Genomic DNA, 25,121 nt, shown 5'->3' with positions numbered 1-25,121 from the left:
ATGCGTCGTTCACTAATCGGCCTCGGTGTCGAGGAAGTCACGGGCGTAGCGGCCCCAATCCTGGCGCGCCTCAACAATCCGCTGGCGCAGCCTGTCCGATGGTGATTCGTCTTCGTAACGCGCCCACGAGAACAGCAGCAGTCTGAATGTGTTCGCAGCCCGGCGCAGCCGCTCTCGCAGCTCATCGGCGTCGGCAGCCTCAGGTACGTCATCGATCACCGCCATGAGCTCGTTATGCACCGGATGATTCATGTTGAAGTTCACCTGGAGCATCCCGGCCATGAGATCGATGCTGAAGAAGGCAGGGCTGTCGGAGTGGGCAGAGAGCCAGCGAACCTTCCAATTGTGCTCGATCGCTTCGTCGACGAGCGACCGCGCATCCTCCCGTTCGACCTGGTGTTCCTCGACGAGGTTGTCGATCTCCTCCTGGCGCCGTTCCTCTGGCGTCGTTTGTTCACCGAGCTTGTCCGTGGTCCCTGTGTGACCCTCCTCTCGACGCCGGTCCACCACATTGCTTGCCTGCTCGGTCGCATCGTCACCCTCGTGGCGCTTGTTGCCCTTCCGTGAACCCTCTCGCTGCGCCGCAAGCCGACGCCGCATCTTGCTCCGAATCGTCTTGAGATAGTCGGCCAACTCAAGTAACGCCAAGCGCGGGTCCCCGTCAGCTGCCATCCGGTCCTTCATCGCCTTGGGGGTTTCGCCGTCGATTGTCTCGGCGTCCATGTCGAGTCGTGCCAATTGCGAGAAGATCATGGCGTTTTGCTTGTTGTTCGTCACCCCAAAGACATGGTCCAGATCAGAGGTGAAGGCGACCTCGATACCCCACCAGCGTTCGACTGGGTCATAGCCGATGGCCCATGTCGAGTCGAGATCGAGTTCGCGTCCCTCACGAACCAGCGATATGCCGACGTTGCGTGCCGCATGCTTTCCCCACTTCTGATGACCCGGCTCGACCGTGGGCCGAGCATCATCAGGCCATGGATGCCCCTCGATGTCCCAACGCCGCGCTTCTGGCCGGGCGATGGAAGCCCGGATGGTCACCTCGTGTGTCATGCCATCAATTTTGATCGGATACCGGAGTTCCCCGGGTGGGCCAGCCTCCCCAAGGGGGTATGGCTGGAACATTGGGGTGTTGGCGAAAGGATCAGGTGTCTGCGACGGTGCCATCAAGTAGAGGGGGTCGTTCGGGCGGGTGTCACGAACCCCCTCCAACGTGGCGCCGTCGCGCACTGGCACGAGACGAATACTTACCTTGCCCGACGCGATCCAGTGGCGGTAGATGCGGCCGATCAGCTCCTCGGTATTGCGAAGGGTTGCGGCCGCCCCGAACCATTGCACTCGGTCAAGCTGCGTCCACACAACCAGAGTGCCTGTGTCAGATACAGCCTCACTGAGGTCCATCCACTGCCCGGGTACCGGAGCATGCTTCGGTTCAGGCACTTCGGTGAGTCCGTCATGGATCTCGTCAAGGGAGAGATAGGTATGAAGCGCATTCGCTGGACCAGCCGTCCATGACCACACTTCGACCTTTCGACACTGCGACAGACTGGAATTCGGGAGCCCAATGCCGAACCTTCCCATTCGTCGTGGCTGAACCCCTTTTCCATCGCCGAAACGCAACGCCCGTCGTAAGAGGTCAGCGTCCATCCCTGTGCCGTTGTCCAACACCGCGATCGTGTCAACCCGAGCGCGCACCTGAGCACCCCGGTCCGTCTTCGACTCGCAGGCAAAGACCTCAACTTCTCGTGCGTTGGCGTCGATGCTGTTGTCGATCAGTTCGGCAAGCGCGTACGCGGTATTTTTGTACCCGCTGTCGCGCATTGCTTTTACAGTGAGCTCGGGGCTCACGATCTGGTAGCTCTGGATCAACGGCTCTTCCATACGTCCTCCCAGTTAGTGAATGCCTCTGCAACGTCGCCGAAACCGGGCAACGCCGTATTGACGACGGTGACGATCTCGCAGGTGGCAGTTCCCCCGGCTTTGGGCCCCCGCAAAACCCGACCAACCATCTGGCTATACAGCACGAGCGATGCAGTCGGCCGCGCGATGACGGCCGCACTGGCAGCAGGTGCGTCGAATCCGGTGGTAAGGACTCCGTAATTGAACAACACCATCGGTCGCTGGGACACGCTGCTGAAGCGCCCTATTGCACGAGAACGCCGTCGTAAAGGCGACATCCCCGTGACGTAGTCTGCGTCAACTCCGAATGCCGACACGATCGACGCCAGCAACCGGCAATGCTCGACGGTTGCCGCGAAGACAAGAATTCGCCGATGCGACTTGGCGAGATCGAGCACGGTGTGCACGATTTGCAGATTCCATTGTTCGTCGCCGGCAAGCTCGGCGAGAATGTGTGCAGGAATGTCAAACGAATCCGACAGTGCAGCGCGATCTATCTCGGTCAGCTCGATACCGTGCTCCGCTGTGACAGTGCGAAATTCGGGGCGCGCAAGGTAGCCTTGCTCGATCAGGGCTGTGACGGGATTGTCGTATCCCTCGATCTCGAGAGTCACCTTCTGCCGTGCAAAATAATCGGCTAAGTGACCATCAGCGTCAATATCCGCCCACGTCCGACCAGGAGTGGCAGTCAAACCAAGCAGCCGCGCCTCGTGATGGACGGTCAGGTCATCGACCACGCGCTGGTATGTTCCGGCGATTGCATGGTGTGCCTCATCGAAAACGACATACCTCGTGTTGATCGCGAGGCGCGTCAGAAAGTCGGACGACGTTCGTAGCGTTGATGCCGCCTTTTCGAGACCAAGAAAAACTATCCCGTCTGCCAAGTTGACACTGTCGGCGGAAGCCGTTCCCCACATCCTTATGACCTCAACACGCCGATTGCCAAGTTGCCCCCATGCTTGGTCGAACTCGGATGCGGCCTGTTCCAGTAACTCTCGACCACGCGCAAGCCAAACAACAACTGTTGGTTCGGTGAGTCGGAGATAGTCGCAAACGAGGTTCATGGCCGTCCGGGTCTTCCCAACGCCCGTCGGCAGATGCAAGATCGCCCTCCTTGGCCCTTCCTCCATTAGGTGTCGGATCTGGTTCGCCGCGCGTCGCTGATGCGGGAAGAGGCCGTACTGGCCATCGACGCCGCGATGTTCGGGCGGTGGCGCTGGCGCTGGGTCGTCAATCACGCCGAAGAATTCACCTGCAACGCGACGCCGAGGGCTCGTCCACGCCAGCTGAAGCAATGCAGTGGTCGGGTCATCGGATTCTGGAAGGCCGAGACGGTCGGCTAGCTCGGACCGTTTTGCAACAGGTAGGTAGCCGAACAATCGCTCTCGATTCTCTGCCACGCAGAGAAGAGGCTCGACGTCAACAACAGCAGCGGCCACGGACCGTATGCGATCGTCTTCGGCTGGACCGTCAGCGAGCAGATCAAGCAGCCGGCACAGGCGGACGCCCAGCAGGTCGCGGGCATACTCGACAGGGGCATTCGAAAGGATGCTGGCGAACGGAAATCCTGGTGACCACACCATCATGCGGCCTTCGAGCAGAAGCTGATTGCCGCTACACGGGCGGCCCCTTGGGGACCTGCTTTCATCTGTGTGAGGCGTTCGTCGCTTCGATGTGGCCGCCGAACATTGTTCATGCGAGCCATCGATTCAGGTCCGACTGGCCGGATATGGTGTGAGCTGCCTCGGAAACTGTGCCTCTGTGTTCGCTGTCAGCTTCATGTACGGCAGCGCCGGCCTCGACCTCCCGGACGCCGCCGCCAGTCAGGGCATTCTGCATGATCAGGGCGGCGATGGTGCCGATGGAGACCGGGGCGAGAACCCAGGCGTCGACGCCGACATGGATCGACTTGGCGCGGAGTCGGATTGAATCGCGGGTGTGCCCATGCAATAGCCAGGCTCCCATGTCCGGCAGGCGCCACTGGTCGAAACTATTGTCGGATTCGACGTGATGGCCAAGTCCAGCATGCACGTAGGGGAAGTGTGACAGCAGCAGCGTGTGGCCGGCTAGCTTGCGCCTCGCGGACTGCTGCACGGAAGCGAACACCTCCAAGTAGGTCGGCAGCAGTTTGTGGGAGTCGGCATGCATGGGATGCATGCCGTCGTGATTACCGGCGATCAGATACTTCACCTCGTAGTTATCCGCGGCACCAAGACCCTGCTGCCCAGCGACCAAGCGATGCCCGATATGCAGGTCTGAGGTGTACCAGACCTGCACCCGGCGATGCTGTTGAGTCACATGCGCACCATTGTGCTGTAGCCCCTCATTCCGCAACCTTGACAACGCCGAAGCGTCTTCGCAATGGACTCGAGCACTTCGCCGGCTTGTGCGCCGTTCTTGGGCTCGTTTGCTGCTCCCGGAGATCATGCTGCCTTAGTTGATGGGAGAGTAGCCACCGCCATGTTCCGGTACTGCGACGAGCTCAGCGATGTTACGGAACGCTGACATCATCCCCGGGATTCATTTATCGCTGGGTCGGCGTGAATATGTCCATGTTTCTGCTGGTCAGAGCGTCGTTGCGATTGATAAAACGTGGCCGGCGTCAATCATGTGGGCGCTGATCGAGAACGGCTGCGTTCCCACCAATCGCACTCAGCGGCAATGTTTACCAGGTGAGCGGGATGAGTTTCTTGGTCCGGCGACTGTAGTCGCCGTATTCCGGTAAGGCTCGTTGTAGCAGGTTTTCTTCGGCGGTATGCGTCATTGTGGCCTACCACGATTCGTATTTTAGTGCGCACGGTGGTGGTTCAAGGAGCGACGAGCTCAAGGGCCGTCAGCACATCGGTGAGGGCAGCGTCCATATCTGCCAGAGTGATCGTGCTAATGCTGCTCAAGTCGGCCGTGAGCAAGTCCACCGCCGGATCCGCCGCGATGCGGGCCTTGGCTTTGCGGAGGGCTTGTTCAATGACGGTCCGGGCGAACCGGCCGTTAGCGGCGACATCGATGAGCATGTGTGGCCCACCGGGGCGTGTACTTGGCGTATTGCACAACCACTCGGCCGTGCTGGTGAAACGCGAAAGAGCGGAAGGTTCGACGGCCACATGAAACCGTGCTGCGAATAGCTCAGCGATCTTGACCAGGTCCTCTGTATCGCAGGAGGTGAATTCGAGCTGGAACGGGAATCGTGACCGCATACCCGGGTTAGCGCTCTTAAGCTGATTCATTGGCCGGGCGTAGCCGGCCATGGCGATCATGGTGTCGTGGCGATGGTCCTCGGCGAACTTCATGATGACGTCGAGAGCGATGCGGCCGAAATCCCGCTCGTTGTCGGCTACGTAGAGTTCGGGGGCCTCGTCGATGAACAGTGCACAGCCTCTTGCAGATTCCAGGACCCCCGATGTCTTCATTTCGGTGCCGCCAATGTGCTCGTGGACAAGATCCTTGCGGGAGACTTCGATGAATTCCGGTGACTCGAGGATGCCCAGTCCGAAATACATTTCGCAAATCAGCCGTGCTATAGAAGTTTTCGCGGTTCCTGGTGGGCCGACCAGTGTCATGTGCAAGGTATCGCGTTCACCGACCTGGACGCCGCGCTCGGCCATTTTCTGGTCGTACACCTTGACGAACTTGAGTTCCTTGACGTGCTCTTTGACGCGGCGAAGGCCGATGAATTCGTCGAGTTCGCGTTCGGCGCGCTCCAGCACACGTACAGCTTCTTTGCGCTGTTGGGCCTTGCGCAGGTCGGCCACGCTGGGTCCAGAGTCCGGGTCCCACCGATTGGACCGGGCTGCAATCACGTCCGCGGTGGTGACGGTGAGGCCGTAGCCCGGGTCATCGAGCGCGGCCGCGGCGTCTGGGCGCAGTTGACCGTCTACGCTGGCAGCGCTGAATTCTTTGCGGCCGGCGGCTTCGTCCCCCAAGGCGCGATGGCACAAACCGCGGTAGAGGGCCGCCTCGGCTAGTAGGTGCGAGGTATCGATGCCGCTTTGGTCGAGCTTGGCTTGTTCGACTTGTGTTGCGACGGAAGTCAAGGTGGCCAGCGCGGCGTCGAACTGTCCCAGCCCTGCTTGGGCGATGCCTTTGAGTAACCGTGTGGCGCACTCCACGATTCCACCGCTGCTCGATGAGGCCTGCGACGTCCAGGTCAACAAGTCGGGCCAGCGGCGAGTCAGGAAAAACATTGTGGCCCCGACGAATCGGTGTATCGGTGCTTGGCCGGGCTCAACCGTGAGGTCAACTTCGTCGAGAATTTTCTCCGCCGCGTCGTAGTCGCCTTGGCCAATGAGCGTCGCCGCGTAGGCGATGGTGATCCCGGTCGGAGTGTGTGGATATAGATCAATGAGAAATGGCGTAGACACCGTTGGCGCTAACGCCGAATCTGCCAGGCCAATCCGACGTGTTTCGCGGTGCAACGTCGAGAGCGCGTCATATGCGCCGCGCAAGGTGTTAAGGCTGGCATCGCCGGCGACCGCCAGCCCCATCCATGCATCACACATGCCCGGATCCATGTCGGTGGCCTGGGTGAACGCCTCTCGCGCTCCCGCGTGATCGGCCGCGGCCCCACCCGAGCCCAAGCGGTTAACTCCCATGTCGAAGTAGTCACGGGCACTCACTGGCGATCATCCCTTGCTCGTGGTCGAGGCGGTGACCGAAATTCTACGGCCGCACCTGACGGCTCGATCGGTCGCTGCTGCTCAGATGATGTATCTACCCGCAGGTCGGGATCGTCATCAGGGGTTGCCGCCGGGGGCGCTTGGTGTCGGCCCGCGCCCTGGGTGGGGCGGCGCGGATGGCTCGGTAGCGCCGGCAACCCATCTGAGGGTGCCATCGGCGACGAGTCGCCTTGATCTGGTGCCCCTGACTGGCCGTTGCTGTCCGCGTTGGATGCAGGGTGTTGGATGTTTTTGGTGCTGGGCCCGCCTTGCTGGAACGTGGGGTCTGAGCCGTCGCGCTGGTGGTGGTGGCGGAGGTACTGGACGGTCTTTTCCGCGACGACAGCGGGAATCATCAACTCTGGCGCGGCAGCTGCGGCAGCGCCTTCTGCCGCCGTGGCGCCAGCACCCTCTGCTGCCGCGGCCGCTGCATGTTCACCCACGGTCGCCGCGGCCTCATCTGCCCCTGACTTTCCTGCTGCCGCCCGCGTCGTCGTCCCCGCGCGGGTCGCCGTCGTCTCCTCCTCGCCCCGCACCCGGCTGGGCCGAGGCTTGAGCGCATCAAAACCCGGAGTCGAGGTGTCGGCGTTGTCATCGGAACCATCGTCGTCGCCGGTTCCATCGTCATCGCCGCCGCGACGCGTTGCCCGGCGAAACAGCCCGCGCGCTTTGCGTCCGGTCTCGGCGTAATCGTTGTACTCATCGCGCACCGCACCGCTTGTGGAGCGCCACGCCCCACTGATGTGGTGGGCGATCGTGCCCAAACTGTCTGTGTAGAAATGCTTGTCGATGTAATGGAACAAAAAGATGCCGACGAACGAACCCAAGCCCACGAGAAACAGTCGCGGTAGCACGGTGGCGCCGCCATGTCCCAGTTGTGGAGTGGTGAGTACCCACCCCATTCCGACCGCGCTGAGCGCCAAAAATACGGTGAAGATCATCATCTCGACGCCATGCAACAACACCTGCGAGACGCAGCGCATCGCATATTTCTTGCCGCGCGTCCAACCGGTCATGCCAACCATCGCCGCGGGCACCACAACGATGCAGTAGTAGGTGGCTTTGGTGCCGACCAGCAATGTACTCACGCCGACGTACCAGATGAAAAGGCCGATCCAGAACGCCGCGAACAAGAACGCCAGCCCCAGCACGAAGTCGTTGGCGCCCAATTGTTGGGCGTGGGCCAAAGCTTGGGGTGCGCCGCACCCGGCCATCGCGTGCGCCGGTCCAGGTCCTTGGCTGTGCGCGGCCAGCATGGCCTGCGTCCAGGCTTGGCGGCAGGTGCCCACGTCGTCGACGACCATGCCGAAGTTTTGTAGTTGTAGAGCGGGGCGCGCCGTCGATGACACCAGCTGTGCCAGCAGTGCGTCGAGCTGGGTATCCAGCGACTGGCCAGGAGCATACGAACTCTGTCGGGCGTCCTGGGCGATCTGAAAGCCGGTGGCTCGACCCATCCCCAAAAGGCCGTGGTCGCTGACGAGGTCGTCGATGGGGTCACGAAAGACGGTCCACACCAAGGCGGATAGCACCGCGGCGGTGCCCAGCAGGTTGCGGGCCTGGGCCGGCCGACCTTGCTGGTGGTGATACCCCGCTAACACGACACATAGCGCGATGGCCAACGGCCCGAGCCACATCTCGTTGATGAGCGTGTTGACCGCAGCGAAAACGGGACGTCCGATTTGGACAAGAGCAAGCAGCCACGAGCTTGACATTGCAAATCGCAACAGCCACAAGGCCATCCCGATAGCGAACACCACAAGTGCGGCTTCGTTGGTCAACCACCAGGCTGCGGTGCTATGTGAGATCGCGGTTTGGGTGGCATTGGCGATCCAGGCTCCCCACGATCCGGGGTCGATCGCGCTGACATGCTGGCCGTTGTTCAATGTGGCTTCAGTGGTGTCGACCATCGAGAGGAAGTAGTCAGCGATCGGCACGTTATCCATGTCATGTAGGCCCGTCCAGCCCAGCGCGGCAGCACCCACGGCCGCCGAGGCTTTGGGTGCGGCCACTACCGCCCACAAACACAGCACGTAGACACCTGTCATCGCGCCGATCACCCGGCGCAACCGCGGGTGCTCAAGCACCCAGACTGCGAGGGAATCGCTGGCGGTCATGCGATGCCCGCCGCGGTGCTGTCGAATGCATGTGCCTGTTCTTCGGTCGGTGCGCCGAAGAATTGAACGCGAGCCGGCCGTCCTAGCTCGTCGACCAAAAAGCCTTCCCCGAGTCGGGCCCGATCGACCGCCCCGGCCTCGGTCACGTAGCCGCCCCACTCCCCGCGATCAGAGAACACGTCCTCATCGGCGGTGGAGCCAGGACTGGTGTCCTCGCTTAACGCGCTGACAAGCTCGGGATACATTTCTGGATCGATGCGGGCCCACTTGAGCGTTGCGTAGGCGAGTTCAGGGTCTTGGACGCGAAAGATCCATTTTTGCGTAATAAATTCGTCCCCCATACGGGCAAGGTCCCTGAAATCCTGTGTGATGAGCCAGATCCCACTTGCGTGCTTGCGGCCACGGCGAGTGAACTTGTGCGCAATGCGCGCCGTCGTGGGGAACGCGAGAAGTTCGGCGCACTCCTCGAAGATCATGACGTCGAATACGTCCAGGCGATCGAACATGTATCGCTGCTCGAGTTCAATGAGCAGGCCATAGATTGCCATGCCGGCGCGCTGGGTTCCCGAGAGCTGTGCGTAGAGATCGGCTTTGGTGAGATCCTCGGTCCCGGGCAAGCCCAGATTGCCTGTGAGGTAGACCGTCGCCGGGGAGTCTTCGGGCCGGTACGATGGCAAGTGGTCGTCGAAAAGCCCGGGGAAATCCTCTTGGGCGGTTTCGAGGCGTAACAGCAGCTCGTCGTTGTCGGCGTCTGGCTGTGAGCGCAGATAGTCCAGCAGCGCGCGGTGGCTCGTAATCCCCTTGCTGGCCCTGTTTTCCGGCCGCAGCAAGCGTCGGTAGCGCTTAGCGAGGATGCTGTCGTAGGACAGCCCAATCCAGGGAAGGATATGGGCGGCCGCGATACGCCCTGCCAGGTGAGCCGGGAAGATCACCAGCGGGTCATACAGGTACTGCGGCGTGGTCGGGTCGATGAATCGCACACCCTCGATTGGTGTGAGGGCCCGTTTCCATTCAGCGATCGTGTCGGGTTCGAATATGACAGCCCGGCCGCCGCGCAGGATCAGTTCATACGCAGAGAGTTTGGTGCGGTTGGACTTTCCGCCGCCGGGATCCCCGATCACGGCCAACCCGGTGTTCTTGTTTCGGCGCGCAGTTCCCTCAGGGTCGTGCAGAATGACCGCCGGTCGCATCGTGGTTTGGTCGATGGCCAACGCACTGCCCCTGACATTGCCCACCCGCCCAGAAACCAGCGGCAAAAACAGCGACCACTTATGTGCGCTGGTGGGATTGCGAAATTCATCGAGCGGGCACGCGTTTTCACTTCCGGTATTGAATGCCTTCCACAGCAACGCCTGGGCGCCGCGGTGGCGTTTGACAGCGATACCGACTGTGTCGAGCTCCTGACGGACCTGTTTGACAGCATCGTCGATGACCTGCGGTGAGTCAGCCCCGACCGCAATCACCACCGTGTGGTCGAGCTCGCGCTCGGCGGGATTGCCGTTCAGATGAGATGTGTAGGCCCGCGTCCGTGCCAGTTTCCTTGGCAGTTCGTCATTTTCAGCGCCGCGATGACCGCGCTGACGCATCTGGTCCTTGATGTTTTTGGTGTAGCGGAAATTACGGGCTTGCGCATCTTCAGGCGTCCGAATGTAGATGTGCTGGGTCCACTCGATACTGGCTTGGGTGTTCACATTGAGCAGCGCATTCAAATACGACGCCCGCGGAAACGCCAACCCGGTCTCGGGGAAGTGCTCGACGGTCAAAAACGTCTGATAGCTCGATGTGTAAGCGGGGTCGTCGGGATCATAGACACGAACCAAAGCCTTGAGACTGGGCCGCCACCATGGCCGCTGGGCGTTGTTACCCTCGTCGAAAGCGACGCTCGGGAAATCGCCGCCACTGAGTGAGGACGGTCCGGTGTTGCTGGGTGGCATCGGCTCGTGGATGACACCGAGCATGGCGCGATGGCGTCGGTACCAATGGATTTGCGCGGGGCTGGCCGCGCGAACGTGGAATTCATCCGGTAAGGCGGCGCAGATCGCGCGAGCGACACCGGCGTAGTGATGGATCGATGCGCTCGAGTCTTTGTCGCGTCCGCTGACCCAATCCCATGCACGTCTGCCCTGTCCGAGCGGTGTGCGTCCCGCGGTGCCGGCATCGACAGGCACGGAGAGCCAAAACCGTGGGCGCACGGGCCCGCGGTATCCCGTGGGGACCCATTTGTTGGCTTTGGCGATAATCGGCACCCAATGCTTGCACTGGCCAATCCAGGCCGGGTTTGTAGTGTGCGCACCCACCATGGCCCGCATAATGGCGTTTTGGTCCTCAGCGACCAGCAGCCCGCGCACTTGCGAGCCTGAGGGCAAGTAGCGCCCCAAGTTGCGGGTCAGTCTGGCGGCTCGCCGGTGGACGTCCAGAGAGCGCATATTGACCGACAAGCCATCGATCAAGAATTCGGCATGGACTCCGCCAGCGGTGAAGACCAGATTTCCCTCGACACGGTCGGGCGGGTCAAAACTGGAATCGACACGGAGCTGCTTGTACGAGCGCCGATGCTGCGACGTGATCAGGTGAGGCGGGCGAATAGTGTTGCGGAAAAACACGGCCCGTGCCGATAGCGACGGCCGACCTTTGGGCAAAAGTAATCGCATCAACCCAACGGTCACCACACACAGCACCAGTCCGGCGGCGAGGACAGGAAGAGTGGTTCCGGAGGGCTGGCTGTCGACCCACCACAGGGTGGGTCCTGCTATTGCGGCAATGGCCACCCATTCGATCCCCCGGTAGGGGCCTCCGGGCCATTCCTGGCCGGGAGCGGCCTCCCCCATCTGGATGTCGATGTCACGGATGCCCGACCACGTTTCGGCCTTTTCGACGGGCCGTGGTGGGGCAACCGGGGCTGCGGTCACCATCCGCGGGTATTGGAGTGCCCGACGCTGCCGGGTAGGTGCTCAAATTCCTGATTGCCGCGCTGATAGAGACCCACGATGTGGGCCACGACAACCGCAAGAGCCACGCCGCCAGCGATTGCTGACAATCCCGCGCCTGTGCCGCGCTTCCAATGGTCTCTCATGCCGCGCACGATGCCGCTGCCCAGGAAGTATGTGCCGCCGACTGCGACGATGATGTAGAGCACCTCGTGGCTCATGTTGATCACGCCGGTCCCGGCAGCCACGTTCGTGCTATGGGTAGCCAGCGCCTGTAACGATGACTGTCCAATCATGGTCAATCCCTCTTTCTCTCAACGGAAGTGACGGTTAGTGGGGTGCTACCGCCGTCGTGGGAACCGGTGTCGGTGTCGCGTCGGCCAACACTGGGATTGCGTCGATCTGGGCGACGAACCAGGTGCCCCCCACCGAACGCAGCGTCAGGGAATACGACAGCGATACCAGGGTGTAATCGGTCCTGCGGACCGAAACATCGATATGCGTGGCTATTTCGCTGTCATCGGTGGGCGCGTCGGGCGGATTGTTGTCGGCCTGCGCGGCGGTCACCGTGGCCGACGAGTAGGACCCTACGGGCGTGATGCCCGAGTCCGTGGTGATAAACCGCTCCAGCCCACCCGAGGCGGTTAAAAACGACGTCGCGAATCCAGACAGCATCGTAAACAGTGGGCTGTTCGCCACGATGGGCGCTGAGTACCCCAGGGGCACATAGGCGCCCGGAGGGGGCGTATCAACCCTGCCGATCCGGTCGAGAGCCTGAATACCTTTGTCCTTATATACCGCCACCGGTAGCTGGTAGAAGGCCGTCGTCGGCGGCGCTGACGGGTAGGGCTGCTCGTCGATTTGCACCTTCACGCTGTAGAGCACGATGTCGTTCGATAAGGTCTTGCGCTTAGAGGCCCACGCCACTGGGTTCGACGCCGTCATCGACGACGTTGTGGGCAATTCGTACTTTTGTCCACCGGGAAAACAGCGCGTCAAATTCGCAGCGCCCGACGCAGTTCCGGTGAGTAAGCCTTTCACGCAGTTCACGGCGAACGCCTTCACCGGATCGGTCTCGTTGATCACATCGCGGGCTAGCGCCGCCACCGGCGGCGGTTCGGGGGGAAAGATGAACCGCCACAGCAAGGCGATACCGTTGATGGAGGAGCTGGCCACAAGAATCACCAAAGCCACCCGGCCGGCGCCGTGACCTAGCACCGTGAGGCGCTTCATCCATACATTGCTGATTCGCACCACGTCGTCCCTTATGTCGCTTTGTGCCCAATGACTTTGATGCTCGACACCGCGAACGTTCCGTCGCTGGGATCGGTGTCGTGTCCTGACCCAAAGCCGCTCGGGTCAGGGCCGCTGGTCGGTTGCGGGCCGGTGGCCGGGGAGGGCCCGCCCAGGATCCCGCCGAACGGTCCGCCATCTGGAGCCGATGCGCTGGGCGGGAGGGCGGCCACCGGACGGCTGGTTTGACGAATAATTACAGTGATTTTCGACGCGCTGATCCCCGGAATCGGTTTGACGGCTTCGCCGTGAACGTTGCCCGTGTCCTGGTCGACGATCGTATGTGCAGTGTCATTGAACTGCCATTGCAGCAACGTGACGACGCGATGCTGTAGCCACGGATCACCGCCGGCCCCTTGGGCCGCAGCGGTATCCCCAGGCACGATACTGACCGCCGTGATCACATATGCGTGTTCGATTCCAGCGGGCCCGAGTGTGATATAGAGCGGTTGTCCATCGGTGTGACGCACACAGATCCACGGCGTTGGCTTGTCGGGATCGGCAATGGATTTCGCCGATGTTGAGGCGCCCGCCGGGCAGTCGGCTGATGCGGCAAACGGCAGCGGGTGATCACCGCCCTCAGCAGGCGGCGGAACTGGTGCTGCTGCCAGCGTCGGTGCGACGCTTGATTTATCGTGATGCTCGTGGGGGCTAAGCGCGGCGTTATCGGGGCCTGACATTGTGACGCAGAGCGTGGTGATGACCGTGGCCAACACCACGACGGCAGCGAACGCACCAAGCACCCACGGTGTGTATCTGCGGGTTCGCTGTTGGGTCTCTTGGTCCAAATCAGCGTGCGCACGGGGGCTTTCGCCCTCTGCCGATGTGATGTGGTCACCGCCGGCGTCGACGAACAGATCAGAAGAATCGTCGGCACTGTGATCGTCGCTGACGGGTCCGACGGCGTTGTCGCTGCCCGGGCTCTCGTCATCGGGATCTTCGCCGGCTGACTCGTCGGCCGAGGTGCTGTCGCGGTCCTCGAGGGCGTCGTTGTCGTGTTCTGCATCGGCGTCCAGATCCACCCCGATCTGACGCAGCCATTGCTGATCAGAAACCGAGCTCACGGCCGCCGCCGCCCCGAACGGTGCTCCGTAGCCCGGCGCGGGGTGAATTTGCGCCGGTAATGATAGGTGGCCGGCAAGCGGTGCACGCGCGGCAATGCCGACGCCGAAACATTGACATAGCCGTCATCACGGTCAGAGACCAAGCCGGTGTCCTCACCGCGCACCACATACATGCGTTCGCGATGACCAATCACCGGCGGCAGCAGTGTCGATGGCGCCACCTGTGGTACCGCTTGGAGAGCGGGCCTGCTCCACGCCTGCGCGAGACGCTGTTCGTCGGCGGCCTGGCGATCGCGGTGTGCGCGGATCAGCTTGACCGCGACCCATACGCATCCCGCCGCTACCAGCAGTGGCGCGAGTTTGATGAGCAGTTCGACGATCGCCAACATGATCGCAGCGATGACGGTCATCAGCACTGCGATCGTCGCCACAAGCCCCTTCATCGCGCTGTCCCTTCGTTCTCGGCGCCGCTGGATTGGATGAGCGCCTATGCACGCAACCGTAAGCGGCAATAGGCGATTATGTCCACACTGTTAGACGATAATGGTTGCTTTTAGGTAGTTTCATGGTCGTGAACGCATCCAATGATGGCCCAGCGCGGCTCGACTACTTCGTCTCCGAACGGCTGGCGGTCCTGCACATCTCCCGTGTCGAACTGGCCCGCCGCGGCGGACCCAACCGCTCGACACTGCACAAATCCAGCAACGGTTCGCGCACCATGTCGCTGGCCACGCTGATGCGCCTCGACGAAGCCCTGGGCTGGGCCCCCGGCTCATCGAAGGCGATCCTTGACGGCGGGGTCCCAGCCACACCGCCACCCCAAGACACCCACGTACGCACCGTTTTGCATGCCGTCGAAGGCCTTGTCGAGCAATGCCATTCGATTTTGGCCGACGCCCGCCAGCTGCTCACCGAACTCCTGGCAAGTCGAGAACCAGCCGAGCATGCCCGCTAAGATCTTCGACGACCAACGCCGGGCCTGGATCGCTGCACACGCGGGCATATTCGTCTTCCAGAAGCGCCGCGCCGAACTGCTCGCCAAGAAAATTCGCGCCCACACACGCAGCCACGTCGGCGCCCGACCCGACCCGCACGACGACGACGTCGCCCTGCCGCTTCCGATGCGCTCGGCCACCTCGGCCAGCGGATCAATCGAAGCCGCACTTGTTTTAACCTGCGCGGCCATCGCTCCAATCGGCTGGCCCGCGGGCAAAATCGCCTACCGACTCATCGTCACGCTCATCCCCGAACGGCTTCGCGCCTACCCGATACCGGCACTGCTGTGCGGCGGCGCGCTAGCAGAACTGCCTCTGCCCTTCTATGACCAATCCCCAGGGCTCTGGGGCGAGCTGATCATTCCGTGGCTCCTTGCACAACTACCTGCAACCCTGCTCACTGCGGCCGTCTACGGTGTCCTCGAAGGCTGGCTGGCCGTCGAAGGATCCAGCGACTGGTGGCCACTGACACCGGAAGCTGTCGAAGTTGACGACAACCTCATTCTCGGGCCGACACTGCCCATGACCACCGTCTTAGACCCGCTACCTGAACCTGGCCCCGCCCGGCGCATACCGCCATCCCTGCATGCGCGTCGCAGAACACCACCACCTATCCACTGGGCGCCCATCCTTGCCGGGACCGCGGCCGCCACAACCATCGCAATCTGGTGTTTAATCAGCGCAATCACCTCACTGCTCGGCCCCACCAACCAACACCTCGATCCGGTCAGCTCAGAGGCGCTCCCGATACACCAGACGGTTGATTGACGGCTCACCGGCAAAACCACGGGGAGTACGCCACGACCATCCGATAAGAAATAGCACGTAAGCAACAAGGACTGGAGAGTCGAAGGACGGCCGAGAGGTTCGGCCCTGCTTGTCGTGAAGCGCGGCCCCAACGCCGGTTCCCGGTTCCTGCTGGATCAGCCCGTCACATCCGCCGGCCGGCGCCGACAACGACATCGTCCTCGACGACATCACCGTCAGCGAGCACCACGCCGAGTTCCGGCGCGAGAACAGAAAATTCCAGGTCGTCGATGTCGACAGCTTCCTGACCACGTCCACAACGGCCTGATACCGCGCGGGCCAGGGTCGCTACGGCCACGGGGCGCACGCCAATCGATTGCGGCGCAAAGGCGCTGTCCTTGCTTAATATTGGTTATGCCGAAGTGCACAGCACCGGTTAAGGGTCACCACAGCGCCGCCGCCAGAGCAGACTGTCCCGCGTGTGGTGCACACGTGCGGTCGATTCACGCTCAGTCACCAACGTATGCCTCCGCCCTCGCGCATCGCGCGGCACGACCCAGCCGGGGGCCAGCCGCTACAGACCCTCGACGGCGGCTGCCCGAAGCGCGCGCCAAACAGGCTCAGCGGCCGGGGCGGACTTCATTGTTTGGATACTGTTGGCGCACATAGTCCGCGACCACTTCTGGCTGATGCTCCTGGGGGCGATCGCCATCGGCTTGCCGGCCGCGCTCGCCGCACATTGGACTTATCAATGTTCACCATGGATCAACGACGGCACTGCCCGTTGCCGGCGTCCACGCGCAGGATTCATACGGCGCTGCCACGACCACAGCCGGGTGATGATCACGAAATACGACGTCGCGGCCGGCGCGGCCGCAGTCATCGCCGTCATCAACGCGCTCATCCTCATAACTGTCTTTACTGGGCCTTCTTGATTCGGCGCTGTACCGCTTCGTCGAATAGCGGCAAGAATTCTGTCCAGTCCGGGATATGGACTCGCTCGCCGGCGGTGCCGCGTTGCAAAAGCTGTGCTTCTTCGCGGTTTTGGGGAAGCAGTTCCTGCCAACCGATCGCCTGGCCAAATTGCGAGGATTGGCCACGGCTCCCACCTGTGGGCTCGTAGGCTTCGGTGCGCCGGGTTGTCTCTCCCAGCCAATGTGAGGCCTGTTCGAGCAGATGGCGCTCATGAGCTCCGTACATGATCAGCGTGCCTGGGAACATATCTCGCAGGGCATCAGCATATTTGGGTCCGAACACGACGTCGAAGTGTGACGATGCTTGCACGGTCGCCAAGATGTTGACACCCAGTCCCGCTGACTCCCCCACGTAGGTCAGCAGATCCGGCAACGGGCAGGAGTTACATACTTCGTCGAGTTCGAGCAGCAGCCGATGAGTCAGGTCGTGGTTCGCTGTTTTGCGGCGGAAATGCCGGACGATCGAGTCGATCAGAGCTACCGCGGCGCCGGCGACCGAGCCGGTGTTGGGGGCGATCACAAAAAGTGTGGCGTCGGGCTCATCAAGCATGCGGACGTCAAATGACTCCACCCTGATGCGATCGACCGCGCTCAAGCGGGGTGCTCCCTCGTCGGCGCTCAAACCCAACCGCAGCCAAGGTGTTACGGCCTTGGAGACGGTGATCTTGATGCTGTCACGCAGTCGCGAGTCCATTCCGGCGATCACGGCGTACAGCGGCGCCGCAAGTTTCGGTTGCTCGCAAAGCCCGTAGGCGGTCAGCCACGACGGACGACCCAGCCCGGGGATAGGTTGGTCACCCTTGCTCTCCTCTGAGTTGCCGTCGATACCGAAATCTTGCACGGCATCAAGTACCCAGGGCATTCCCAAGCTGTTGCCCAATGGGCTGGCCGCGTAAAGCAGACATGCCAACGGTGGCGCAGCTTGGGATTCCCAAAGTCCGCCCGCGGCAACAGCGTTACCACCAGCTCCACTAAAGCCCACGCCCGAGGTCGCCAGCATGGTCTCAGCCACCGTCAATGCTTCATGGGCGCTCGTGATCGTGCGGGTGGGGTCAGTGACCATACGCCTAACCCCCGCGGGCCAGACCTCGGTGTGCTCAGGACGCAGATCGAGCACGCCGGTGATCCCCAGGTTACGCCGCGTCAAAACAAGCTCTGCCAGGTCGGGTTTCGACGACACCAAGACTTCGGGCCCTGGATGCACGAGCGCCGCCGGGGCTAAAATCCTGCGTGTCTTGCCCGTACGTGTCGGCGCGCTCACCAGGATGTGCGGTGGTGTCGCCGCGCGCACGGCAACGTTGTCGCGATTGTAGGTGAGTCCGCAGTACGGGCTGTACGGTTCGTTGGCCACCACGCCATCATCGACGTGAGCGGAATCTAACGTCTACCAGAGCAGCAACATTCGCTATCACCAGAGCCGCAACCCACTGGATCAGACCGCTGCTGAGTGCAGCCCCGTCGCTAGGATCCGATTCACCGTCGTGTGGTGCAGCTTGAGTTCCTCGGAGATTTCGCCCGGCCGTTGTCCGTCAGCGTAACGGCGCAGCACATCATCGATGACCTCTGGGGGCTGCTTGGTTCTTTTGGACGCCATGACCGTGCGCACGGCGTGGTCATGACGCTCGCGCGTGGGCGCAGCAGAGTCCGATCTGGGAACCGATGACAGCGATTGTGCAGCCGCGGTCGGCCGCGGGGCGCTATCACGCTCGCCCGCTGAGGCCTCACTACGTGGCAGCGCTACCTGCTCGTCGTCGTCGCAGGCCGCCGCCTGCGGGCGGCTGTGGAGGAGACGGGCCAGGACGACCAGCGCGACGGTGGCCTGGGCGATGGTGACATCAATAATCAGTGGCCACAACCATGCCAGGCTCGGACGGATATCGCACCGAATAGCCAAGCTGCACAACGCATCGAACGACAGGCGAAATGCGCCCGCGCCCAGTAGCAGTGTCATGATGAGCACCAACCAGAAGGTCGGCGTCGAGCGACGGTGCACCTTGATGAGCAGCGACAGGCCCTCCGTGGAAGCAAGCAACACCAGAGGTGGGGCCGTTGCTACCGCGGCCGCCAGTGCAGGCGCGATGTGGTCGGCCTGCACGATCGCGTGCAACGCGTTGCCGGCGATCGAGGCCGCGCTTGCACCTATCAACACCACCCAAAAGAAGCGCACTGCACGACGATGGATTCGCAGCTCGGTGTCGGTAAGAATGTCACCAGCGCTCTGGAAAGCCATACACGCAATCGTGCACTGCCGCCACGGTATTCGTCTACCAAGACCAGCCACATTGCGGTGATCGACTACCGCAGATAGGCATCTTCGTTGCGGAATGTCACGGGCCTCAGTGTGGTACGAAAGCGCTGGGTTTTCAGGCTGATTCGCTCGCCACGCTGTTCGATACGGATATCGGGGGCAGCACTGGCGGGCACATCGCCGACGGTGATCGATGTGCGCGCCGGCGGATAGTTGTTCACGCGGCCGTTGTGTACCACCATCGTTGGAGGCCGAGGTGGTTGGGCTGTCATGTCGCGCGTCGTCCAGATCCGCGGGGACGCCGACGTCATTGTCCAACGCCCCGTGGGGTCGTACACGGCGACCTGTTCGCCTGCTGCGGCGGCCCGCCGTATCAGCCGTTTGATCGTCTGGTCATCATCGGCTTGCACAACGATTCGGGTGGGGGCCGCGGGATCTGACATCGGCATCAGCAGCATAGCGTCACGCAATTCACCCAGCAGTACACCCGATGCGCCCGCGACGACTGCCGTGTTGAGCTCAGCAGTCACCGGTGTCGATGGCAAGCTCAGTCGCCGACGCCCAGGCAGAGTCAACGCCAACGCTTCCCACTGTCTGCCCGCCATCGAATTCAGCACCAGCCGTGGCGAGCTGGCAAGCGGCTGCACGGTGGCCAGCCGAACCAGCGCTGACGCCCGCACACCGGTAGGGTCGCTACGCAACGCGATCACCAACGTTGTGTGATCGCTCTGGTACGCCCAGACGTCGTCGAGTTCGGCAGAGCGCACATCTTCAGCGCTGAAGAAATACGCCGTGACACAAGCTTTCCCGCCACGCTGCAGATTCGTCCAGCGGTCCTGGTAAGAAGCTGTCACGTTCTCGGGCCCACCGAGGCTGGCCGCAACCGCCTCGTTCATCTGTTCTGCGGTCAAAAGCCGTGCACGACAATTCGCTTGGCACAGCGCTCTGGTGATGCGCTGGGAAGCAGCCACCGCCGCCCCGATCGTGTCACGCCGCCACAACAGTGCAGGCAGCACCCGGTCACTGCGCGTATCGAAGCGGACAACCAGCGTCACGCTGCGCTGCCCAGCCGCCGGCAAACCCCGCAGCGCCGCCTCATACAGCTCGGCATAGTTGTCTCTGGCCGTGCGGCTGCCCTCGCAGACGATGTCGACATCAACGCTCAATCCGCAGCGCTGCATCTCTTGTGCAATCACGCTGATCGGCACCGTATTAAGCGTTTTGGTGTGATCGGCATGCAACAGCGTGGGGATGTAGGGCTTGCCCAGCACCGAGATCATCGTGCACACGGTGTGCCCGTCGATCACCACCCCTGCCTTGTGCTCGCCGACCGTGTGTTCGTTGAGTGTGACGTCGACAGGTTGAAGCGGCCGCAGCTTACGCACCCGACGACGCGTCCAGGACATGACCCGCCACACCCACTGCCACACCGTGCGCCCACGGAAGGTCACCACACAGATCAACAACGCCAGTGCGGCCCCGGCGGCCACCGCGACCGGCCACGAATCCAGCGTGGTGCTCAGCGCCAGCGCAACCACACCAGCGACCACTTCGCCAGTAACCACGGTGCGAGGCGCGACACGGGCCGAAACAAACCGCTGCCTCATAGCTGCTCCCTACGCCGCGAGATCGTCAGGCCCACAGCCAGTCCCATGACACTGACGACGGCCACACCAGTGATGGCCATCGCGACCCAGCCCGGACGTGCATCGCGTGGCGGGGGCGGGGCCGGCACCTTCAACTGGCCGCGCTGGATCCCGGGGGCAAACGTGTCTCCCGGCGGCACATCCCAGGTCAGCGCCGCAACCGGATCCACTGTCCCATAACCGACCACGTTGTCACGTCCACCGGCGGGAGGGTGCGCGGTGGCCTCTAACCGGTGGATCACTTGATGCGCAGTCAGGTTGGGAAACTTGGCGCGCACCAACGCCGCCACTCCCCCAACGAACGCCGAGCTAAACGAGCTACCAGCAATCGGGTGCAGCTTGTCCTCATCGACTGAACCGTTGATCACCTGCCCGCTCGTCGACAGCCCCACGATGTCGGCTCCCGGTGCGGCCAGTCCCACCCACGGGCCGTGCAACGAGGCGGCGTCGCCGCTGGCGGGAACGCCGGTCGAATCGGTGGCCGACACCGCCAACACGTAGTCGCTAAACCATGCCGGTGTGGCGATGGTTTTTACCGCCGCCCATCCTCGAGTGGGGTCCCCCGGTAGTGCGTCCGGGTTTTGCCCATTGCAGCCCTGGGCATGAACATTGCCCGCCGCGGTCACGATGACCACGTCGCGGTCCACCGCGGCATAACGCACCGCGTCGGCCAAAGCGCTTTGGTCCTGCGGCTTGGTTGTCGAAATACACGACACCACACTGATATTGATCACTTTGACGCCCAGATTGGCCGCGTGCACGATCGCGCGTGCCAACGAATTGATGTCACCGGCGCGGCGAACATCCTCAGGATTGTCGGACACGCCGGGATCAACCAGGCCGAAGGTTTGTGCGGTCTGGCGTATCGACAGCAGCACCGCATCCGGGGCGATACCAATCAGGCCGTCTGGACCACCGCCAGGCGGGGGTTCTAGCGGCACCGGCCCGCCCCCAGCCCCGAAGGTGGCCGGAGGCGGCCGCATACCCGCCCAGGACGGCTGGTCAGGCGGAGGCGGTGGCGGTGGTGGCGGGGCTACCGTTTGGGTCACCGTGACCGTGGGCGGCGGAGCTGGCGGTGGAATCGGGCGGGGCGGCGGAGCTCCGGCAGGCGGGGCCGCAGGCGCCGCCCAAGCCGGCTTGGGGACCAGGGCGGGCCCGGAGGGCGCCGCCCCAATCAGTGAGGCCACCACTGTGCCGTGCCCGTCACAATCGGCCAAACCATCCCCGAACGGGCCCATCACATAGTCCCCGCCAGATACCAAGTGCGGCAACCGAGGTTGTGCGGCCACACCGGTATCGATTACCCCGACAACCACGCCAACGCCGGTGGATTCCTTCCAGGCCTCTGGCATGTTCATCAGCTGTAGCGCTGCCGGCAACTCGCGCAAATCGCTGCCGGGCAGCACGCCGGTTGTTGTGCACGCCGCAATCTGGCGCATCGGCTGATCCGGCCCCGGAGCAGGATCGGGCGGGGGCGGCCCAGGGGGCACTACCGGGGGATCAATCGCGCCAGCCACGCCCCCAGATACGGCGACCAGTGCAGCGGCGAGCCCAATAGCGCCCAGCGTGCTCACGGCTTTGATCATGACCCGTGCACCGCGTTTCGCACCACCCACAGCAGGTTCAGCAACCAAATCGCCCATGGCACAACGAAAATCAGCAGAATGTACTCGCTGACCTCGACCGCGCGGTTTACCGGTGCACTGATGCGCGCTTTCGGTACTACCAGCGCCCCAAACAGTCCCAGTGTTCCCAATATCAGCGCTGCAGCAACGCATACCAGCGTGACAGCAGGCGACGCCGGGTTGGGTGCGCTTGCGTATCGACCGATCACAACCGCGACCGCAACGACTGCGCCCACGGCCAGTGTCACCGATTGAGTGCGATCGACAAACGAGCGGGCCCGCAGCAGAAAGATTGCGCAAATCCCCAAAGTAAATGCCAAAAACCGCCACCCGCCACCAGTTTCGGGCATCACCGCATAGCGTGCGGCCACAACTAACACCACAGCCCCGCCGGCCAACAGCCCCGTCACGATGGCGGTGCCGCGCCGGGCCCACGTCGCGATCTGCTCAACGGTTTCCTCGCCCGGGCGCTCCACCGGCGACACAGTGTTGAGGGCAGCACCTTCTCGAGTCTCAAACACCCCACGGTTGGTGACCGAAGGAAACCATGGTCCGGGCACTCCGGCCCCCAAGATGCCGATGCTGGTAGCAAACGTCACGAGCACCAGATCCACCACCAAAAAGACCACCGCCAGATGCGCTGGCAGCACTTGCCAACCGCTGGCGTGGATCACGGCCACCGCGCCCCCAGACAACCCGAGCACAGCCATGCCCGCGAACACGCCCAGATAGCGGCCCGTCAGCATCGTCAATGCCGCCACCCCGGCTAACACCGTGGACGTCGCAGCCACCACATGCCAACCTCCAGGCGGTCCCGGCACCGACATCGCCGCGCCTGCACCGGCACAAATCAGCGCCGACCACACCAGGAAGTCCGCTGATCGGCGTCGCTGCTCATCACGCGCCCGCGTCGCGGCCCTCGCCGAAACCAAGAACACGGCCGCTAATCCCCACGACACCGCCGCGGGCAGCCACCCATGCTGCCGCCACCACAGCTGCGCCAACATCACCTCGGCCCACGCCACCAGCGCCGCAAACAGCCCCCCAGCTACGCGACGTGCGACCGACAGATCGACCGTGGCGAACTGTTGGCGCGCTGAACGAGCCAGCGCCGTCGACACCTCCTCGATCACAGGTGCGAACCGTTCGGTGGCGTCAGTTGGCAACAAGCACAACAAATCCCCGTCATAGACCCTGCTGTCATCCAGGGACCGCTGCGAATCGAGTGGGGTCGCATCTGCGCGGCACAGTTGATAAGTCAACGTGTCATCAAGAAGTGGGCGCCCTCGATCTTTGAGAATCGCGTTGACCCTCGGGATGAGGTCCTCGATCACCGCAATCAACGCCACGCCTGCGGGCAGTACGTAGTCGATGAGCGTGTCATCACCGACAAGCAAATGAACCTTGCACAGCCGAGGAACTTCCGGTGCCTGTTGTGCGGAATTGGCCGCGGTCATCGGGCATCGGCCGTCGTAGAAAATCCGCCCGCCAACGCGGCGGCGGTTTCAAGCACCGCGCGCGCTGTCTTAGGGCTGACCTTTCGAAGGTCTAACTCGCCCGCCTCGGCGATGTGAGCATCAAACGGCACCTCAATAATGCGGTGCGTTTTGACCCACCCCGCGAAATGCTCCCTCAGTGTGGCGACCAGCTTCGCCGACTCCTTGCGATCCTTGCGATTGCGCGCCGGACGAATGTGGTTGATCACCAACACCGTTCGCGAGATCAGCTGGTGATAGCCTTCGTCGCGCAGCCACTCAAAATTAGTGCTCGCCCCTTCGGCGCCGTCGGGAACCGCCGAAGCCACCATCAACACCGCATCGGCGCGCTCGAACACCCCCGTCATCACCGCATGGTCGAGATCGACCCCACAATCAACGAAAAGCACACTGTAGAAGCGTTGTAGGCGCGTGTGACCCTTGATGAATTCCTCAGCGCTCAACACCTCCCCACGTGCGCCTCCATGACGCGGGGAAGCCACCACATCCAAACCAATGTTGTTGTGCCCGGCCAAAGCACCCACATCGGCGTAGCGATGAAGGTTCAGGTCGTCGTTGATGGCGCGCAGCGACGACGCGTTGGGATCCACACGGGACGCCAAATTCGCCGCCTGTGCCGGATCAGCATCGACGGCGACCACTTGGTCATTGCGGACGCGAGCAAACTCACTGGCGCTCACGACGGTCATCGCGGTCTTGCCCGAGCCGCCTTTGCCACCCAGCACCACGACGGTGTACGTGCCACGCAGATTGGCCCCGATCGCAGTCTCGAACTCACGCACTGTGCGTTCGTCGCTGGACTCACCGACGTTGATGAGCCCCCCCGAAGCCTTCAGCAACGCCTTGCGCCACCCCCTTTTTGGCTCCTCTTTGTGGGGCGTGATCAAGTCGGAGGCGCGTAGATGCTCGCGCAGCGCATCTGAGGACCGGGGTGTGCCCCCGGCGCGTGGCGACGGTTGCGCTGGCGGTCCGCGCCAGCCACGTTCTTCTCCCAGCGGGCGCGGAGGTGCCGCCTGGCCGGGATCTAGTTGACCGGCCGGCTGCGGTGCACCGTGACGCCCACCCAGCGCCGCCTCTGCGTCCCCCTGTGGTGGGCGGCCGAATTGAGTTGGGGCGCCGTAGTTTTGACCGGGTATCCCGGGCTGCTGATCGAGGCGGGGCTGTGGGGCCCATGGTGCCTGTGGCGGCGCGGTCTCTTCGTTGTGAGGCGCCAAGGTCCCCTCAGGTGGGGCAAACCGCGGCGGTTGCCAAGCCGGGCCCTGTTGGGGTGGCGGCGCGTCCTGCGTGGAGGGTCCGAGGATGCCCTCAGGTGGGGCAAACCCTGGTCGCTCATCATCCCTGGTTGGCTCGTCGATGTCGCTGGGACGGCTGGGCTCAGCAGCACTTGTCGCGGGTTGCGTCTCTGACGGCGGAGTTGTCGCCAGGTCGTTGAAAAAGTCGC

At 62.8% G+C, this 25,121-nt stretch carries 20 protein-coding genes and 1 pseudogene; 4 read left to right on the top strand and 17 right to left on the bottom strand.

Annotated elements, in window-relative coordinates; translation table 11 throughout:
• Positions 1 to 12: 12 nt before the first annotated feature.
• Positions 13 to 1,881 carry an ATP-binding protein gene (locus AC5Y4T_RS17615; RefSeq protein ID WP_069953641.1) on the bottom strand — a complete coding sequence of 623 codons (1,869 nt, stop codon included), beginning with the start codon at positions 1,879 to 1,881 and terminating at the stop codon, positions 13 to 15.
• Positions 1,866 to 3,029: a DEAD/DEAH box helicase gene (locus AC5Y4T_RS17610; RefSeq protein WP_232526949.1), complete on the bottom strand. Its 1,164-nt coding sequence runs from the start codon at positions 3,027 to 3,029 to the stop codon at positions 1,866 to 1,868. The genes AC5Y4T_RS17615 and AC5Y4T_RS17610 overlap by 16 nt, the downstream gene beginning before the upstream one ends.
• Positions 3,030 to 3,032: 3 nt before the next feature.
• Here AC5Y4T_RS17610 and AC5Y4T_RS17605 point away from each other — a divergent pair, with 3 nt between their 5' ends.
• The gene (locus tag AC5Y4T_RS17605; RefSeq protein WP_069953639.1) at positions 3,033 to 3,242 is read left to right on the top strand and encodes a hypothetical protein; all 210 of its coding nucleotides are present in this window, start codon (positions 3,033 to 3,035) and stop codon (positions 3,240 to 3,242) included.
• A 349-nt stretch (positions 3,243 to 3,591) separates the two neighbouring features.
• On the opposite strand, the gene AC5Y4T_RS17600 is transcribed toward AC5Y4T_RS17605, so the two are convergent.
• The 8 genes from AC5Y4T_RS17600 to AC5Y4T_RS17565 form a co-directional block, all read right to left on the bottom strand.
• Complete coding sequence (locus AC5Y4T_RS17600; protein WP_069953637.1) at positions 3,592 to 4,176, bottom strand: metallophosphoesterase family protein; 585 nt, start codon at positions 4,174 to 4,176, stop codon at positions 3,592 to 3,594.
• Positions 4,177 to 4,706: 530 nt separating this feature from the next.
• Positions 4,707 to 6,512 (bottom strand): AAA family ATPase, encoded by a 1,806-nt coding sequence (locus tag AC5Y4T_RS17595; protein ID WP_069953636.1) that lies wholly within the window; start codon positions 6,510 to 6,512, stop codon positions 4,707 to 4,709.
• A complete protein-coding gene (locus AC5Y4T_RS17590) occupies positions 6,509 to 8,665 on the bottom strand; it encodes a hypothetical protein (RefSeq protein ID WP_072501175.1) in 2,157 nt (718 codons plus the stop codon). The genes AC5Y4T_RS17595 and AC5Y4T_RS17590 overlap by 4 nt, the downstream gene beginning before the upstream one ends.
• On the bottom strand, positions 8,662 to 11,577 hold the full coding sequence (locus AC5Y4T_RS17585) for an ATP-binding protein (protein ID WP_499954542.1): 2,916 nt from the start codon (positions 11,575 to 11,577) through the stop codon (positions 8,662 to 8,664). The genes AC5Y4T_RS17590 and AC5Y4T_RS17585 overlap by 4 nt, the downstream gene beginning before the upstream one ends.
• Positions 11,571 to 11,888 carry a hypothetical protein gene (locus AC5Y4T_RS17580; RefSeq protein WP_232526901.1) on the bottom strand — a complete coding sequence of 106 codons (318 nt, stop codon included), beginning with the start codon at positions 11,886 to 11,888 and terminating at the stop codon, positions 11,571 to 11,573. The genes AC5Y4T_RS17585 and AC5Y4T_RS17580 overlap by 7 nt, the downstream gene beginning before the upstream one ends.
• Positions 11,889 to 11,922: 34 nt before the next feature.
• Positions 11,923 to 12,849, bottom strand: coding sequence for a conjugal transfer protein (locus AC5Y4T_RS17575; RefSeq protein WP_083533341.1), 927 nt, complete (start codon positions 12,847 to 12,849; stop codon positions 11,923 to 11,925).
• Between the two features lie 8 nt (positions 12,850 to 12,857).
• On the bottom strand, positions 12,858 to 13,907 hold the full coding sequence (locus tag AC5Y4T_RS17570) for a hypothetical protein (RefSeq protein ID WP_499954539.1): 1,050 nt from the start codon (positions 13,905 to 13,907) through the stop codon (positions 12,858 to 12,860).
• Between the two features lie 38 nt (positions 13,908 to 13,945).
• On the bottom strand, positions 13,946 to 14,392 hold the full coding sequence (locus tag AC5Y4T_RS17565; RefSeq protein ID WP_499954537.1) for a hypothetical protein: 447 nt from the start codon (positions 14,390 to 14,392) through the stop codon (positions 13,946 to 13,948).
• Positions 14,393 to 14,520: 128 nt separating this feature from the next.
• On the opposite strand from AC5Y4T_RS17565, the gene AC5Y4T_RS17560 reads away from it, so the two are divergent.
• The 3 genes and pseudogenes from AC5Y4T_RS17560 to AC5Y4T_RS17550 all read left to right on the top strand — a co-directional run.
• Positions 14,521 to 14,904, top strand: coding sequence for a helix-turn-helix domain-containing protein (locus AC5Y4T_RS17560; protein ID WP_072501481.1), 384 nt, complete (start codon positions 14,521 to 14,523; stop codon positions 14,902 to 14,904).
• A complete protein-coding gene (locus AC5Y4T_RS17555; RefSeq protein WP_069953629.1) occupies positions 14,894 to 15,712 on the top strand; it encodes a hypothetical protein in 819 nt (272 codons plus the stop codon). The genes AC5Y4T_RS17560 and AC5Y4T_RS17555 overlap by 11 nt, the downstream gene beginning before the upstream one ends.
• A 78-nt stretch (positions 15,713 to 15,790) precedes the next feature.
• Positions 15,791 to 15,992: pseudogene (locus AC5Y4T_RS17550) on the top strand (FHA domain-containing protein); the annotation flags it as partial.
• A gap of 447 nt (positions 15,993 to 16,439) precedes the next feature.
• Here the strand turns inward: AC5Y4T_RS17550 and AC5Y4T_RS17545 are convergent.
• The 7 genes from AC5Y4T_RS17545 to AC5Y4T_RS17515 form a co-directional block, all read right to left on the bottom strand.
• Entirely contained in the window at positions 16,440 to 16,595 is a 156-nt protein-coding gene (locus AC5Y4T_RS17545; protein WP_158514582.1) for a hypothetical protein, read from the bottom strand.
• 14 nt (positions 16,596 to 16,609) lie between these two features.
• A complete protein-coding gene (locus AC5Y4T_RS17540; protein ID WP_232526900.1) occupies positions 16,610 to 18,016 on the bottom strand; it encodes a type IV secretory system conjugative DNA transfer family protein in 1,407 nt (468 codons plus the stop codon).
• Between the two features lie 81 nt (positions 18,017 to 18,097).
• Positions 18,098 to 18,895, bottom strand: a complete 798-nt coding sequence (locus AC5Y4T_RS17535) for a DUF2637 domain-containing protein (protein ID WP_083533339.1) — start codon at positions 18,893 to 18,895, stop codon at positions 18,098 to 18,100.
• A gap of 65 nt (positions 18,896 to 18,960) precedes the next feature.
• Complete coding sequence (gene eccE / locus AC5Y4T_RS17530; RefSeq protein ID WP_072501174.1) at positions 18,961 to 20,520, bottom strand: type VII secretion protein EccE; 1,560 nt, start codon at positions 20,518 to 20,520, stop codon at positions 18,961 to 18,963.
• Positions 20,517 to 22,145, bottom strand: coding sequence for a S8 family serine peptidase (locus AC5Y4T_RS17525; RefSeq protein WP_499954533.1), 1,629 nt, complete (start codon positions 22,143 to 22,145; stop codon positions 20,517 to 20,519). Before AC5Y4T_RS17525 ends, eccE begins: the two co-directional genes overlap by 4 nt.
• Positions 22,142 to 23,641: a type VII secretion integral membrane protein EccD gene (gene eccD / locus AC5Y4T_RS17520; RefSeq protein ID WP_069953625.1), complete on the bottom strand. Its 1,500-nt coding sequence runs from the start codon at positions 23,639 to 23,641 to the stop codon at positions 22,142 to 22,144. Before eccD ends, AC5Y4T_RS17525 begins: the two co-directional genes overlap by 4 nt.
• Positions 23,638 to 24,567, bottom strand: a complete 930-nt coding sequence (locus AC5Y4T_RS17515) for a MinD/ParA family ATP-binding protein (RefSeq protein ID WP_072501173.1) — start codon at positions 24,565 to 24,567, stop codon at positions 23,638 to 23,640. Before AC5Y4T_RS17515 ends, eccD begins: the two co-directional genes overlap by 4 nt.
• Between the last annotated feature and the right edge of the window lie 554 nt (positions 24,568 to 25,121).

This window comes from Mycobacterium sp. NGS11, from assembly GCF_059813315.1.
Note: the sequence above shows the minus strand (reverse complement) of the source record. Positions and strands in the feature narration are given on the sequence as shown.